The sequence below is a fragment of the Synechococcus sp. CS-197 genome, assembly GCF_025128215.1.
GTDB lineage: Bacteria > Cyanobacteriota > Cyanobacteriia > PCC-6307 > Cyanobiaceae > Synechococcus_C.
Genome location: NZ_JAHLZC010000019.1, coordinates 1 through 13,957 on the forward strand (window position 1 = coordinate 1; position 13,957 = coordinate 13,957).

At 59.6% G+C, this 13,957-nt stretch carries 19 protein-coding genes; 5 read left to right on the forward strand and 14 right to left on the reverse strand.

What is annotated here, in order from left to right; all coding sequences use genetic code 11:
- The first annotated feature begins 185 nt into the window (after positions 1-185).
- Positions 186-1,118, forward strand: coding sequence for a YihY/virulence factor BrkB family protein (locus KQ296_RS08530; RefSeq protein WP_011934085.1), 933 nt, complete (start codon positions 186-188; stop codon positions 1,116-1,118).
- 50 nt (positions 1,119-1,168) lie between these two features.
- The gene (locus KQ296_RS08535) at positions 1,169-1,516 is read left to right on the forward strand and encodes a hypothetical protein (RefSeq protein WP_011934084.1); all 348 of its coding nucleotides are present in this window, start codon (positions 1,169-1,171) and stop codon (positions 1,514-1,516) included.
- 16 nt (positions 1,517-1,532) lie between these two features.
- On the opposite strand, the gene KQ296_RS08540 is transcribed toward KQ296_RS08535, so the two are convergent.
- The 8 genes from KQ296_RS08540 to KQ296_RS08575 form a co-directional block, all read right to left on the reverse strand.
- Complete coding sequence (locus KQ296_RS08540; RefSeq protein ID WP_011934083.1) at positions 1,533-1,910, reverse strand: DUF2834 domain-containing protein; 378 nt, start codon at positions 1,908-1,910, stop codon at positions 1,533-1,535.
- Positions 1,903-2,184, reverse strand: a complete 282-nt coding sequence (xseB, locus tag KQ296_RS08545; protein ID WP_011934082.1) for an exodeoxyribonuclease VII small subunit — start codon at positions 2,182-2,184, stop codon at positions 1,903-1,905. The genes KQ296_RS08540 and xseB overlap by 8 nt, the downstream gene beginning before the upstream one ends.
- Positions 2,185-2,229: 45 nt before the next feature.
- Positions 2,230-3,381 carry an exodeoxyribonuclease VII large subunit gene (gene xseA / locus KQ296_RS08550; RefSeq protein ID WP_011934081.1) on the reverse strand — a complete coding sequence of 384 codons (1,152 nt, stop codon included), beginning with the start codon at positions 3,379-3,381 and terminating at the stop codon, positions 2,230-2,232.
- Complete coding sequence (locus KQ296_RS08555) at positions 3,371-3,556, reverse strand: hypothetical protein (protein ID WP_186473503.1); 186 nt, start codon at positions 3,554-3,556, stop codon at positions 3,371-3,373. The genes xseA and KQ296_RS08555 overlap by 11 nt, the downstream gene beginning before the upstream one ends.
- A 96-nt stretch (positions 3,557-3,652) precedes the next feature.
- Positions 3,653-3,799, reverse strand: coding sequence for a high light inducible protein (locus KQ296_RS08560; RefSeq protein WP_011934079.1), 147 nt, complete (start codon positions 3,797-3,799; stop codon positions 3,653-3,655).
- A 68-nt stretch (positions 3,800-3,867) separates the two neighbouring features.
- On the reverse strand, positions 3,868-6,390 hold the full coding sequence (hrpB, locus tag KQ296_RS08565; protein ID WP_041428687.1) for an ATP-dependent helicase HrpB: 2,523 nt from the start codon (positions 6,388-6,390) through the stop codon (positions 3,868-3,870).
- Positions 6,391-6,620: 230 nt separating this feature from the next.
- The gene (locus KQ296_RS08570) at positions 6,621-7,004 is read right to left on the reverse strand and encodes a hypothetical protein (RefSeq protein ID WP_041428686.1); all 384 of its coding nucleotides are present in this window, start codon (positions 7,002-7,004) and stop codon (positions 6,621-6,623) included.
- A 56-nt stretch (positions 7,005-7,060) separates the two neighbouring features.
- A complete protein-coding gene (locus tag KQ296_RS08575) occupies positions 7,061-7,321 on the reverse strand; it encodes a DUF2973 domain-containing protein (RefSeq protein WP_011934076.1) in 261 nt (86 codons plus the stop codon).
- Between the two features lie 181 nt (positions 7,322-7,502).
- Between KQ296_RS08575 and KQ296_RS08580 the strand changes: the two genes are divergently transcribed.
- A complete protein-coding gene (locus KQ296_RS08580) occupies positions 7,503-8,690 on the forward strand; it encodes a trypsin-like peptidase domain-containing protein (protein WP_011934075.1) in 1,188 nt (395 codons plus the stop codon).
- Here KQ296_RS08580 and KQ296_RS08585 read toward each other — a convergent pair whose 3' ends face one another.
- Positions 8,691-8,870: a hypothetical protein gene (locus KQ296_RS08585; RefSeq protein WP_011934074.1), complete on the reverse strand. Its 180-nt coding sequence runs from the start codon at positions 8,868-8,870 to the stop codon at positions 8,691-8,693.
- A gap of 115 nt (positions 8,871-8,985) precedes the next feature.
- Entirely contained in the window at positions 8,986-10,710 is a 1,725-nt protein-coding gene (locus KQ296_RS08590) for an ATP-binding cassette domain-containing protein (RefSeq protein WP_041428956.1), read from the reverse strand.
- 52 nt (positions 10,711-10,762) lie between these two features.
- Here KQ296_RS08590 and KQ296_RS08595 point away from each other — a divergent pair, with 52 nt between their 5' ends.
- Positions 10,763-10,954 carry a hypothetical protein gene (locus KQ296_RS08595; RefSeq protein ID WP_011934072.1) on the forward strand — a complete coding sequence of 64 codons (192 nt, stop codon included), beginning with the start codon at positions 10,763-10,765 and terminating at the stop codon, positions 10,952-10,954.
- On the opposite strand, the gene KQ296_RS08600 is transcribed toward KQ296_RS08595, so the two are convergent.
- Both KQ296_RS08600 and KQ296_RS08605 read right to left on the reverse strand, forming a co-directional pair.
- Positions 10,932-11,159 (reverse strand): hypothetical protein, encoded by a 228-nt coding sequence (locus KQ296_RS08600; RefSeq protein WP_011934071.1) that lies wholly within the window; start codon positions 11,157-11,159, stop codon positions 10,932-10,934. The genes KQ296_RS08595 and KQ296_RS08600 overlap by 23 nt on opposite strands.
- 98 nt (positions 11,160-11,257) lie before the next feature.
- Positions 11,258-11,572 (reverse strand): hypothetical protein, encoded by a 315-nt coding sequence (locus tag KQ296_RS08605; RefSeq protein ID WP_011934070.1) that lies wholly within the window; start codon positions 11,570-11,572, stop codon positions 11,258-11,260.
- A gap of 166 nt (positions 11,573-11,738) precedes the next feature.
- Here KQ296_RS08605 and KQ296_RS08610 point away from each other — a divergent pair, with 166 nt between their 5' ends.
- Positions 11,739-12,059 carry a ribbon-helix-helix domain-containing protein gene (locus tag KQ296_RS08610; protein WP_011934069.1) on the forward strand — a complete coding sequence of 107 codons (321 nt, stop codon included), beginning with the start codon at positions 11,739-11,741 and terminating at the stop codon, positions 12,057-12,059.
- On the opposite strand, the gene KQ296_RS08615 is transcribed toward KQ296_RS08610, so the two are convergent.
- Both KQ296_RS08615 and KQ296_RS08620 read right to left on the reverse strand, forming a co-directional pair.
- Positions 12,060-13,223: an anhydro-N-acetylmuramic acid kinase gene (locus tag KQ296_RS08615; RefSeq protein ID WP_011934068.1), complete on the reverse strand. Its 1,164-nt coding sequence runs from the start codon at positions 13,221-13,223 to the stop codon at positions 12,060-12,062.
- A 13-nt stretch (positions 13,224-13,236) separates the two neighbouring features.
- On the reverse strand, positions 13,237-13,941 hold the full coding sequence (locus KQ296_RS08620) for a TrkA family potassium uptake protein (protein WP_011934067.1): 705 nt from the start codon (positions 13,939-13,941) through the stop codon (positions 13,237-13,239).
- Positions 13,942-13,957: the final 16 nt, after the last annotated feature.

Sequence of the window (13,957 nt, forward strand, 5' to 3'; positions counted from 1 at the left end):
CTCGGTTGTGAAACGCAGCAGCGGCGACGATATTTGGGGGGTAGCCCCCTGAGAAAATAGCTCGATGCCAGGTAAAACATTCTGATCACGGACGTGATCCAAAGAAAGCCATCCCGGTAGGGGTGGCTTTTTTTGTGGCTTCTTTTGTGCGCGCTAGTTTGGAGGTACGGTGCAATCTTGATCTGATGGCCAAACGGCTACTTCTGCGCCGAATCGTGCGTTCTCTCTGGTTGGCTTATCAACGTTGGGCGGGAACAGACTGTGTGGATCTCAGTGCTGCTTTTGCGTATTACACACTGCAGTCGATTTTCCCGATCCTTCTGATTTCCTTGTCCCTTGCTTCATTTTTGTTGGGAAGGCAGGATAATCTCGATCAAGAAATCATTAGTTATGCCAGTGGCGTTTTGCCGCCTCCTGCTGTTGCAATTGTGCGACAGACGTTGATTCAGCTGGTGCAGCAGGGCTTTGGTGCAGGACTTCTTGGTGCTGCAGTTCTGCTTGTTACTGCAGGGAATGTTTATTTAACGTTGCAGCGAGGTGCGGATCGCCTTTGGAAAGATGCCCTTCGACCGTTGCCGGAGAGCATTCCATTTGGAGCGCAGGCCTTTCAGTTTGTACGGGTGCGGATTGAAGCGTTCTTTATCGTTATTCTTATTGGGCTTTTGATTGTTGCGGATCAGATCAGTGCCAATTTGCGAATGATTCCTGCTGGCGTCGTGCAAGATTTGCAGCAAACTCTTCCTTGGCTTGCAGATTTTATGGATGTGTTCCCGCTGATCCAGGTTGGGCGTGTGTTGTTTTCTTTTGCAGGATTTTCTGCTATGGCACTGTTGTTGCAGGCTCTCTTGCCAAGCCGCAAAGTGCCTTTCCCTCCTCTGATTCCCGGGTCATTGTTGATTGGATTTTTGCTCACAGTTTTGAATCTTGCGGTGAGTCGAAGCATCCTCTCTTTGGGAGCCCGCTTTCAAGCCTATGGCGTGATTGGGGGCGTTTTGGTGCTCACATTGTGGGTGTATATGGTGGGCGTTGTGATTTATTTTGGTCAGTGTTGGAGCGTTGAGCTTGCGTTGTTGAGGCAGAAGCAGTGTGGAGATCCGCTTGCTTCTCGGATCCATTGATCAGGGATTCAGGTCATTATGGATTCTGTTCGTTTCATCTGAGGTCGTGAATGGGTCGTGTTCCACCTCTCGTTTGGTTGATCGCACTGCTGTTGTTGCTGCCAACGACGGCTGGACGTGCTCTGGTTGGTATTTTCGGCGGAGCAGCTCTTGTTCTGCTGAGCCTGTCGCTTGTGTTGGGGGGGCTTGGCTGGTTGGGCTGGAAGCGAATGCAAAGTCAGTTCAAGGTATGCGGACGTTGTGGGACGACCAACATCGGTTCAGCGACGGTTTGCGCTGCCTGCGGCTCTGTTTTGGAAAGTGAGCCCCAGCCATCAGGGGCCAGTTCATTTGATGCCGATGCAACACCAGCCAGTTCGGCCACGATTGATATCACGGCAGAGGATGTCGACCGTTGAACTCGATTCAGGCGAATTATGCCGAGGGGTTTTCAGGAGACATTTCAGATGCGTCTGTATTCAATTCGTTCAAACGTCGCTCGCGTAGATAGAGGAACAAGGGACCTCCGCAGGCAAAAGAAACGGTGACACATGCAAGAAGTGTTAATCGCCAGCCTTTGACTTGAAGCCGACGTCCTTCGAAGACGATCCAAATGGAGAAAGCGCTTGCGGCGATCAGAAGGTCACGGCTGAGAGAGCGCGAAGCCGCTGTGATGTTGGCATCTGCAATGAAACCAGCGAGGTCAAACCCACCTGTGGCACTTGCTTGCATGAATTCAAGATTGGCTTGCCATGGCAAAAAGGCGCCGAGCGCCGCAAGAACGAGATAGATCCAGGGCAATGCTTTAGACACCAGGTGGATGATCCGTTGTTTCGGGTTCCAGCGTATCGGGGTTGAGTACGGCAACGCTCTGTTCAACCTCTTGAAGGAGATCTTCGCAGCGGTTCAGATAGATCTCGGCCCGCTGATGTCCTCCTTGCAATTCAGACAATGGGATCGAATCATCCTGAAGTTTGGTCAGAAGCAAATCCAAGGCCTGGAGAGACTCCTCGTAGCTCAGCGTGGCGGCATCCTCTTTCCACTGGGCCTGGGCATTGTCTTTTTTGGACTTCGATTGGCGGGGCATTGCACTCGTGACCGTGTGGGCTTGTTGGCGTCTGATGGATGGATGTCAGGATCTGCTACTCCTGATGGCCACTGTGTTCACATCGATCTCTCCGTCGCTGAGGTGGATGATCAGTGGCTGCGATGGACGGGCATCAGCGACGGATTGAAGCAGGCGTCCGTCGCTGTTGCTCACAGTGGCGAAACCACGGGCTAACCATCGTTGGGGAGACAGGGCCTGCAGCAGCTGCCGCCGTTGTTCCAGGCGATCACGTCGTCGTGCGACACCCGCAGCTGGATTGGAGCGACGCAGGGTGTCTCGTCTTTGGAGCAATCGCTCCTTCTCTCGGCGCAGCCTCCAACGTTGCGACTGTTGGAGTTGTTGTCGGCATTGACTGAGGAACTGCAGTGCTGAGGTTCGGGTGGGTAGGAGGCTCACAATTGCAGCCGTTGGTGTGGCGGCTCGGAAATCGGCGACGAGATCAGCAACGGTTCGATCGTCTTCATGGCCTAGGCCTGTCACCACCGGTACTGGGAAGTGCGCCAACCTTCGACAGAGCGATTCATCGTCGAAAACCATCAGGTCCTCTCGGCTTCCACCCCCACGCGCCAAAACGACTGCATTCACCTGCAAGGACTCCACACGCTCTGCCAAGCGCTCCAGCACAGAGCAGATCTTTGGTGCCACATCACCCTGCACGGGGATGGGGATCACGAGCAGCTCGGTCAAGGGCCAGCGTTCCTGGGCTGTGCGCAACATGTCGGCGAGAGCTGAGCTCGGAACGCTCGTGAGCAGGGCAATCCGTTTGGGTACTGGAGGAAGGAACCTTTTGCGCGAAGGATCAATTAATCCCTCTTGGCTGAGGAGCTCTTTGACCGCCTCATAGCGGCGCTCGATCGTGCTTCTGCTGGGACGCAGGTCGATCGCCTGAACGGCAAGGCTGGCCCGAGCGGACCAGAAATTCAGCTTTCCCACCACCGTGACGCCCTCGCCCTCAGTGGGGACAAAGTTCAGCTGCTTCAGTCTTGAAGCCCAGCACACAACGGTGATGCTGGCGTCTCCATCGCTGAGCGTGAGCCAGAGATGCCCCTTTTTGATCTGTGGACGCAAAGCACTGCCGTGCACCAGAAATCTGGGGGCAAAGCCTCGTTCGAGCAGGGCCCCGACGGAAGCGTTCAACTCCTGGACGGAGTAGCTCGGAATGGAGTCAGCGTTCAAGGCGGCGGTACGCGAACCACCAATAGAGGCAGAGGGCACTGGCGATCACACTGACGACCTGCCCCCAGGGTTGGGTCAGTTGCGTCAGGGCAACCGCAAGAATCACCAGCGCACTGCTGAGCAACCGCGCACCATCGCGGCGGTTCTTGGCAAAAAACGGAAGCAATCGACTCACAACACGACCTTCACTCTCTCGTAGAGCCGTTCTCACAATGAAAAAGCCCACTGGAGATCAGTGGGCTTTCAAAAGCAATTGGAGCTTGAGGCTGAATCAGCCGAGGCCGATTTGGGTCAGGATGCCCTGGCCGGTGAGCAGCTCGGTGCCAAGACCGATCACGAAACCGAGCATGGCCAGACGGCCGTTCCAGGTTTCAGCGAAGTTGACGAAGCCGAAGCGGGGTTGTGCGGAATCAGACATGGTGGAAGGCCTGTAACTGGTCCAATGTAACAAAGGGTTGACTTTTATTGACTGTCGCAACGGCGACATCAGGAGGCCTTTTTGGTTTTGCGCGTTGCCACCGCCTCGGCTGGGCGCTCGGGCCATGGATGCTTGGGGTATCGGCCGCGCATTTCCTTGCGAACGTCGTGATAGCTGCCGTTCCAGAAACCTTGTAAATCCCTTGTGCGTTGCAGGGGGCGGCCTGCCGGAGAGAGCAGTTCCAGCGTGATCGGAAGGGCTCCGTTCAGGAGGTGAGGACTGGTTGTGCAGCCAAACATCTCTTGAAGCTTCACGGCGAGAACGACCCCCTCCTCTTCATAGGTGAGTGCTGCGTCGCGCCCGCTGGGGATGCGAATGGTCGTGGGTAGCAATGCATCAAGTTCGCGCCGATCGCTCCAGGCAACATCTCCCCAAAGCGACTGCGTCAGGATCGCTTCATCCAGCTCCCCCCAGCTGCGGCACTCCAGGCTGGCATCCATCAGCCAGTGCTCAGGATGGTCTTGGAGAAAGGACGTTTCACGGCATGGCCATGGTGTGCCAATGCGCAGATGGGCCAGCTGCAGCCGTCGGCGTAGTTGTTCATTGCGCTTACTCCAGGGCAACAGCGCTAAGCCTTCGCGCCGGAGTCGTTCGAGTAAGACTGCGCTGATGGCCTCGGCTGAGGGTTTGGGCCACGGCTGACGTTTCAGCTCGAGAGCGCCGAGCGACAGGATCCGTTCAGCGCGGATTTTCTGTTGCCGGTCGTCCCAATCGACGTCTTCCCGCCACTGACCCTCGGATTCAGCAAGGTTTTCAAGCCAGCTTCTGGGCATGGGCACGGCAAGGCGGATGCGGGCGTCACGACCACTGAGATCGAGTTGGGCCACAGCGAGCGCTTCGGCATGGTGCAAGGGATCGTGGTCTGGGAGGGTTGCTCCTCGTCCTTGCCTCAGCAGGAACTGCCCAGGGCGTTGGTCGCGTGCGCGAGCCAGCCATTCGGGAAAGGCTTTCGCCACCAGCACTCCAGCCATCAAGTCCCAGGTCTCATGCGGGGGAGTGCCGCGGGGAATGTCCTTGAGCCTGTCCAGCTCTCGTTGCCATTGCCTGCTTTGTTGAAGGATGGCCCCAGCACCTGTGGTTGCATGGCGCCCTTTCGATTGCCGCAGCGTCTGAAGGCCGCGAAGGAGGTCGCTCCCTTCGGCACGCAGGGCCGGAGAGTTTCTTTCGCTCAGCAGCGCCGCGAGATCGCAGCCAAGCGGCTCGACTCCCCAGCGACGGGCTTGCGCCATCATCAGTCCCAACCTTGGATGAACGCCGAAGGTCGCCACATGGCGCCCTTCCTGGGTGATTTGCCCTTCGCGATCAATGAGGCCGAGCTGCTGCAGCTGCTGACGCCCTTCAAGAAAGAGAGCTTGAGGAGGTGGCTCCAGCCAGGCAAGCTCCTGTCCTAGCCCTGCTCCCCAGCGGGCGAGATCGAGCAGGGTTGGTTGCGGGTCAGCTCGTTGGAGTTCTGGCAGATCTTGCAGAGGACGACGCTGTTGTTCGGCTGGAGACCAAAGGCGAACGCAGCGCCCAGGCGCCTGTCGTCCGGCACGGCCCCGTCGTTGATCAGCGCTGGCTTGACTGGCGGGCACTGTCTCCAGCCCCTCCATGCCCGTGCCCGGGTCAAACCGCGTGTGACGGCTCAGGCCGGCGTCGATCACGAGTCGCACGCCGTTCAGGGTGAGTGAGCTCTCAGCAATGGATGTGGCGAGCACCACGCGGCCGTCCCATTCGCGATTGCAGGGTTGAAGGGCGTAGGCCTGTTGCTTCAGCGACAGCTGTCCGTGAAGGGGCACGCTCTCCCAGGCCTTCAGCTGGTTTGAGCTTTTGATTCGCCGCAGGCAGCGTTCAATTTCCTTGAGACCTGGGAGAAAGACCAGGACAACTGGAGGATGGGCGTTGGGCAGCCCTTCGCTGTCCAGATAGGGCAGTTCCGCCTCAAGCGCGCGGAGCACATGCTGATCAAGGGACTCCTGGTTGCGCGGTGCACAGTGAAGGGTCTCGACGGGGAAGGCCCGTCCCTCGCTGCACAGTGTCCTCGCGCCGTCCAACTGTCGGCTGAGGTCGCCCAGCTGGAGTGTGGCCGACATCAAAAGCAGTCGGAGATCGGGCCTGAGCAGCTCTCTGGCTTCCCTCAGCAGTGCAAGGGCGACGTCGCTGTCGCGACGGCGTTCATGAAACTCATCGAAGATCACGCAGGACACCCCGGTGAGATCGGGATGGGCCTGCAGCCTGCGCAGGAATAGGCCATCGGTGATGGCTTCAATGCAGGTTCTTGAGGATCGCCTCTGTTCGTTGCGTACTGAGTAACCCACCCGTTCGCCGATGGGTTCGCCGAGAGAGTCCGCAAGACGCGCTGCTGCTGCTCGAGCTGCCAGTCGCCTGGGTTCGATCAGGAGGATCTTGCCTTCGATGGACGCACCACCAGCAAGCTCGCCGATCAGCGCCAGCGGAACCCGGGTGGTTTTTCCAGCTCCTGGAGGAGCCTGCAGGATCACGGTGGCCCCTGGACAGAGCAGGGACTGCAGCTCCGGCAGCAGGGGATCGATGGGAAAGGAACCCGTCAGGGGCAGCTCCCGTTAGCTGAGGAGTTCGAGCACTCCGAGCAGAAGAAGACTGCTGAGGGCCCCCATGGCAGCGAGCAGCCGCACAAGAGGCGCGAATCGGAAGCGGAGTGTGGCCATGAAGAAAACCTTAAAGGCCGAAGTGATTCTGTTCTAGGCCGGCGCGTCCTTGAGGGCTAGTTCCGGTTTGCAGGGCTTCACAGATCCGTGCCAGATCAGCGCACGTGTCTGGCGCCATCAACCGGGTGGTACTCCTCGCCGGTGAGCTCCTCGTACACGATGGCTGGAAGCCCGGTTTCGAACATGGTCTGCAGGGCTTCCTTGAGGTAAGGGTTCCAGCCACCGGTGCTCACCTTGCCGTGCCGCACCGTCCAGTCCCATGTCCCCTGGAGGTCTCTGGGAATGCGTCCTTCACGATCCCTGCGGGCCACGAGGTCGAGCGACTCGACCAGGCCAACCTGCACGGGGTCTTTGCCGTAGGCCGGAGTCAGGCTCAGCTCCAGGCGAACGGGATCTTCTTTGAGAAGACGAAGCCGGAAACGGGGCGGCAACTTCACGGATTTGATCACTGCAGCAACGATCCGCGTTCTTTGGTCCACCAGGAAGTTCCCCCTACGAGTCCGAAACGAGCCGTCTTGCAGCTCATTCCTCCAACTTATTCACTGGAGCGATCGGCAGGTTTGTCTTCGTCGTCGTCGCTGAAGCGAACTGTCAGCAGGTCCTCTTCGGTGAGGCGGCCTTCGCCATCCAGAAGCTCGGGGTGGATGGTCACCTTTCCGGTTCGATCCCTGCGACTATCTGACGCATTGAGGGGTTTGCCTGCTGCACTGAAGCCCCGGCCCATCACCTTGAACGCCTGCCAGAGCAGGGCCATGAAGATCAGGCCGTAAATCAGTGGAAAAACGGTACTCAGCATGGCGGAAATCTGAATGGCATTCGGGCGCATTCCTCCGTCTCCATCATCGCTTCAGGGGGTAGATACCGGCATCATTTCCACGGCACCGGTCGCATCCGGTCATGAAACGGGCGGTTGTCCCTCTGCCTCATATCAGGATTGCTCCCTACGGTCGGGTGCAAGATTCAACGCCCTTCTTGCCATGGCTGTGGCTGTTCCCTCCGCTCTTCGGATTTCGGCACGACGCCTCAGCGACAGCCGTGGTCTGATGTCTCTGATGCTGACCGCGTCCCTGTTCGGCCCTTTGGTGGCCCCGTGGGAGATCAGGCCTGTGAAGGCTGTTCCAGCGCCAGCATCCGTGCTGTCTTCGCAGCTGTCTTCGCAGTCTTTTGTTGCCGGTGCAGTGGCGCGAAGCGGTCCTGCTGTCGTCACACTCGAGACGCAACGCACGGTGCGGGCATCAGCAGGCAATGGCCTGCCCCAGGGGCTTCTGATGGACCCCTTCTTTCAACGCTTTTTCGGGTTGCAGGGTCAACCTTCTCCTCGCTCTCGGGTGGAGCGCGGCCAGGGCAGTGGTGTGATTTTTGATGCTCAGGGCCTCGTCCTCACCAATGCTCACGTCGTGGAAAACACCGACCAAGTCACGGTGGGTCTTCCAGATGGTCGTCGTGTGTCTGGGCAGGTGGTGGGACAGGATTCCGTGACGGATCTGGCTGTGGTGAAACTCAAGGGTGGTAACAGCTGGCCAACGGCGCCCCTCGGCAATTCCGATCAGCTTCGTGTTGGCGATTGGGCGATCGCTGTGGGCAATCCTTTCGGACTTGAGAACACGGTCACCCTCGGCATTGTGAGCAATTTGAATCGCAATGTGTCCCAGCTGGGAATCCAGGGGAAACGCCTGGATTTGATCCAGACGGATGCAGCGATCAATCCAGGTAACTCAGGTGGCCCGCTGCTCAATGCCAGTGGAGAAGTCGTGGGAATTAACACGTTGGTGCGATCAGGGCCGGGTGCTGGATTGGGATTCGCGATCCCGATCAACCGGGCCAAGACCATTGCCATGCAACTCGTCGAGCAGGGACGTGCCAGTCATCCGATGGTGGGAATTGGCCTTTCCTCGATTCCTGCGTCCGCTCCGGGAGGCGTGACACCTCCTGGGGCCGTCGTGCGCTCAGTGGTTTCAGGTGGTCCTGCCGCTCGGGGAGGGTTGCAGGTGAACGATGTGATCGTGGCCGTAGCAGGTGTGGCTGTGAAGAGCCCTGCGGAGGTGGTGACGGCGATTGATCGCAGTGGCGTGGGGCGACCCCTGGAGCTCCGGGTCGAGCGTCAGGGCCGCTCGCTTCCCATCACGGTGACGCCGGTGGACATGCGCGCCCTGAAGATGCGCTGATCAATCCTCATCCGCATCGCGCAGCTGCTCGACGCAGCGCGTGATGCATTCGCCGTCGTCAAGATTGCACGTGGTGATGCATTCGAAATAGGTCTCTACTGCATCCCAGGTCTGTTCATGGTCCGCTGCATTGGCCTGGCTCTGGTTGCGGCCAGCGGGCAGGGTTCCTGGGTGTGTCATCAGCTGCCGGGATCAGTGATGTCAGCTTATGCACACGTTTTGAGTGGGTAAAGGCAAATGAGTCTTCCTTCCTAGCTGTTCGTGAAGTTTCATCTTGCCGTGTTGAATTGTTGCGTTATGCAGCTTTCTTGCGCCGGCTTTCGCGTTCTTTCTGTTTCTCGCGTTTGGCCTGGCGCTTGGCCTCCTGCTCCGCTTTCTGCAGCGCCTCCTCGGCAGCTTGGCGCTCCTCCGTTTTCTTCTCCAGGTAGTAGTTGTAATCCCCGCGGTACAGCACAAGCTCTCCGTCGCGGAGTTCCACGATTCGGTTTGCCACCCGGGAAATGAAGTAGCGGTCGTGCGACACGAGTAGGGCAGCCCCTTCGTAGGCACAGAGCGCATCCTCGAGCATTTGCTTGGCAGGAATGTCGAGGTGGTTGGTCGGCTCATCAAGAACCAGCAGATTGCAGGGGCTCAAGAGCATGAGGGCCAGGGCCAGGCGCGCCTTCTCGCCGCCGCTGAGTTGTCCCACTTCTTTGAAGACGCTCTCGTTGCTGAAGCAAAAGCTCCCCAGAAGAGAGCGCACCTGGGTCTGGGTCCAGTCCGGTACTGCTTCGAACAGGGTGTCGATCACCGTTTTGCTGAGATCCAGGGCCTCCGCCTGGTTCTGTTCGAAATAGCTCGCCACGATGTTGTGTTCGCCAAGAGTGGCGGACCCTTCGTCTGGGGTTTCCAGCCCCATCACCAGGCGCAGAAGAGTGGATTTGCCCGCACCATTCGGGCCAACGAAGGCGATCCTGTCGCCTCGCTCCACTTCCAGTTCGGCGCCCAGGAACAGGATCTTGTCTCCGTAGCTGTGGGTGAGGTTGTCGATCAGAGCTACCTGGGCCCCGGACCGTGGTGCTGGGGGAAAGCGGAAGCTTGGCCCTGAAACCGATTCGATCGGTGCCTCAACGCGCTCGACTTTCTCGAGCTGCTTTTCCCGGCTCTTCGCCTGGGTGCTGCGGGTTGCACTGGCACGGAATCGGTCGATGTAGGCCTGCTGGGCGGCGATGTCCTTCTGCTGGCGATCAAACGCTGCCTGGGTGGCCTCCTGCTCCTGCTGCTTCTGCTCGAGGTGAGCTGTGTAGTTCCCCAGGTAGGCGCGGGAGATTCCCCGCTCGGTGGACACGATTTGATTGCACACCTGATCAAGAAAGGCTCGGTCGTGACTGATCACCACCAAGGCTGCGGTCTGCGTCTTGAGGTAGTCCTCAAGCCATTGGATCGTTTCCACGTCCAAGTGATTGGTCGGTTCGTCGAGAAGCAGCAGATCCGGATCCTGAAGAAGGATCTTGCCGAGAGCGATGCGCATTTGCCAGCCCCCGGAATAGTCCTTCACCAGCTGTTCCGCCGCTTCAGCTGAGAAGCCGATGGTGGGCAGAAGCTTGTCGATCCGAGCATCCAGTTCGTAACCATGCAGGGACTCAAAACGGGTTTGGAGAGCCCCGAGGCGGTGGATGAGTTGGTCGAGATGATCTGGATCGGACGCTGCCTGCTCGGATGCCATGGCCAGCTCAACCTGTTTCTGCTCACTCAGCACCTGTGCTGCTTCGCCAAAGGCTTGGAACAGCTCTTCGCGGACCGTTCTCTCGGGGTCCACGTCGAATTCCTGCTGAAGAAAGGCGATGCGCGGCTCTCCCTGACGCACGATCTGGCCGCTGCTGGGTTCTTCCAGGCCGGCGATCAATTTCATCTGCGTGGATTTCCCCGCTCCGTTCACCCCCACAAGGCCGATGCGGTCACCGTCTTTGACCTCCCAGGTCACATCGCGGAGCACTTCCCCGGTGGGATAGATCTTGCTGACGCGCTCAAGTCGCAGCACAGGGGCGAAGGCAGATGCCCTCATCATCCCGTGCCGTGGTGAGGGCAGACTGGTGATCGATGAGACGGCGGTGATGCGGAGGCTTGAGCAGGTGGCAGCGCTTGTGGTCGCTGCAGGATTGGCTTTGGTGAGTTACTGGCTGTTCTTCAGCTGGGCTGGCGGAGGCGGACCACGGGAACGTCGTGTGAACCCTTCGCCCAAGCCTCAGGTTTCAGTGCCAGTCAAAGCCCCCCTCTCGCTTTGATCAGCCATTGCTTGCTGAGATCGTCGTCAAGATTGCTGATGTGAGCTTTCACCTCGTCGACCGTCACAGGGAGCTGAAGTTGCTCCCCGATCGCGCAGATGGCATCGATGGCCCCAGCAGGGTTCTGCAGGGCTTGCCGAAAAAGCGAGCGGGTGAGATCACGGTCACTTTCGATGCGTTCGTAGAGCGCGGCAGCGTTGCCCATGGCCCATCCCTGACTCACCGCAGAGTATTCACAACGGGCGGATCAGCCCAAAACCGCAAGCTCTGTTGAAGCGGCGAGCTCTGAAGGCGGCGTGTTGTCTAGGCGGCTTGATCGAGATCCGCCTCCTTGAGGCCTGCGGCTGAGGCGTCTTCCATGCTTCGCGCATCCATGCAGAGAACCTTGCGCAACTGGGCGTAGTTGGCGGCCTGGGATGGACGCCCTTCCTGAACGGCGCCGTATTCAGCGCGTTGAAGAACATGGTGCAGGTGGGTCAGCAGGTAGGTGCTGATCACGGCAGACACCAAGACGTCACTGTTTTCAGTGGCACGACGGGTCCGGCGTGCACCGCCGGTGCGCCTGGTGCGAGGCGTTGGCTTGCGAGTGCTGGTGGCCTGGCTGGAGGAACGGGGCATGGCAGTCCTGGCTGAACGTCGAGAAGCAAGTGCGGATGAAGGAACCGTTGCGTTGAACCTTGGAGTGGAGGCGGGCGTCAGAGGTCGGATCGATGCCATCAGCATAGTGCTGGATACTATCCTTGCGCATCTCTGTACACTTTTAAGTAGCTCTGCCTCTGCGGTCGTGGCAACCCGCCAAACCTCATCCAGCGGGAAGCCGAAGTCGCCACGGATCCAGGTGGTGCTCCCGGAAGATCTCTGCCTGCGCCTCACGGCACTCGCCGAGCAGGAATCACGCACTGTGAGCAACATGGCCAAGGTGTTGATTCAGCAGGGGGTTCAGCGTTTGGAGCAGGGGGAATCGGCTTTTCGCTCCCCGGCGTCTGCTCCCCCCCAATCCCCGACCGATCGTCTGCGCTCAGCTCTCGAATCCCAGCAGCCCCGGCGGTTGCGTGGTGCACCGCGCCGGATGCGGTTGCACCGTCCCGATCGCTCTGGCAACTGATCAGGCCGGGTTGACGCGCAGGCCCAGCACTGTGGCTTTTGCTGCGCCAGTAATCGCCGGAGCGTTGCCTGGGTGGCCGCGTTGGTGCCACCAGGCCAGAAGCGCAAAGACGAGTGCTTCGCGGAACTGGGTGGGGAGATTCAAGTCGCTGCTCGGGCGGACCCGCACCCCGAGGCACCGCCGCCTGAGCTGCCGCATCAGGGTTTGATTCCTGCACCCCCCGCCTGCAACCAGCAGCTCCACGGGTTGAGGCTGGCCCGTTGCTGTCAGCCGGCGCAGATCCTGTGCCACCACGGCGGCGCTGAAGGCGGTGAGGGTGGCCAGCTGGTTTGCGGCTGAATGGGGGGCCAGCTGTTGCAGTCGTCGGTTGAGATCGTCTTGTCCAAACACCTCACGCCCGGTGGATTTCGGCGGGGAACTGAGGAAATAAGGCTCCTGAAGCCATCGCTCGAGCGTCTCCTCGCAGACGGTGCCGCGGCCCGCCAGCGCTCCATCCAGGTCGAACGTGTCCTGCCCGCCGCTGAGGCGGGTCATCGCCAGGTCCATCAGGGTGTTGGCCGGCCCGCAATCCCATCCCAGGACAGGGTGCTGGCGATCGGGCCCGGCGTTTGGAGGAATCAGTGTGATGTTGGCGATTCCACCCAGATTCAGAAGCCCTCGCCAGCCATCGATGCGACCCATGAGCGCCGCATCGGCCATGGGAACCAAGGGTGCGCCCTGTCCTCCAAGGGCAAGATCGGCGGCTCGGAAGTCGTGGATCACAGGTCTGCCGCTGAGGTGCGCCAGGAGTGGGGCCTGGAGCATCTGCCAACTGGCGCCTCGGCGGCCGGACTCCCTCGACGACTCGCCTGAAGGTACAGGCGGGCGGTGCCACATCGTCTGGCCATGGCAGCCCAGCAGGGATGCCGACTGCTCGGGGTCGCAGAGATGGGCTGCTGCCGCCTGGATCTCTGTGACTGCCTCGGACATCTCCAGGACATCGCAGGCGCGGGTGGGTTCACCCTGAGCCATGCGAATCAGTCGCTCTTTCAGTGCTGAGGGATAGGGCACCGACGCGGTGTTCAGCAGATCCCAGTGCGGTGCTTCTGGTCTGCCATGGAACTGCGCGAGCGCTGCGTCAACTCCATCGGCGCTGGTACCGCTCATCAATCCGAGCACGCGCATGATCGAGAGCTGCTCAGGTTCTTGGAAGATTCTGAAGGTCTTCCGTGAGGCCCATGACGACCAGCACATGACCGTCGAGAAGAACATGCGAGGCGGGTGGATTCACCAGCAGTTCCCCAGCAGGGCCTGCCGCGAGCACGTTCACCCTGTGGTTTTTGCGCAGATTCAGATCCCGCAGGGATCGGCCCACAAAGCGCTCAGGAACTTTGATCTCCTCAATCGAGTGATGCTCATCGAGCTCGAGCCGTTCCATCAGATTGGGGCGAACCAGCTCGATCCCCAAGCGTTCACCTTGCATGCGTGAAGGGAACACCACACGATCAGCACCAACACGCTTCAGCATCTTTTCGTGCAGATCGCTGGTGGCTCTTGCGATCACCTGACGCACGCGAGTCCCTGGACTGTCCTTCGCAATGAGCGTGGCTGTGATGCTGGCTTCGATCGGTTCACTGATGGCCACAACGACGGTGTCCATGTCGAGGATGCCTGCCTCACGCAGTGACTCCTCATCGGTGCAATCCACCACCCGCGCTTCGATGGAAGGTTCGAGCTGGCGCAGTTCCTCGATCGCCTTGGAGGAACGATCCACGGCAAGCACTTCAGCGCCGTTCTGCATCAGCTGACGACAGACTGCGCTCCCGAAACGCCCGACGCCGACAATCCCGAAGCTCTGTGGATCGCTTTCGGTGGACTGTGACCAATTCCACCAGTCCCTCATGACGGCCTCTCCAAGG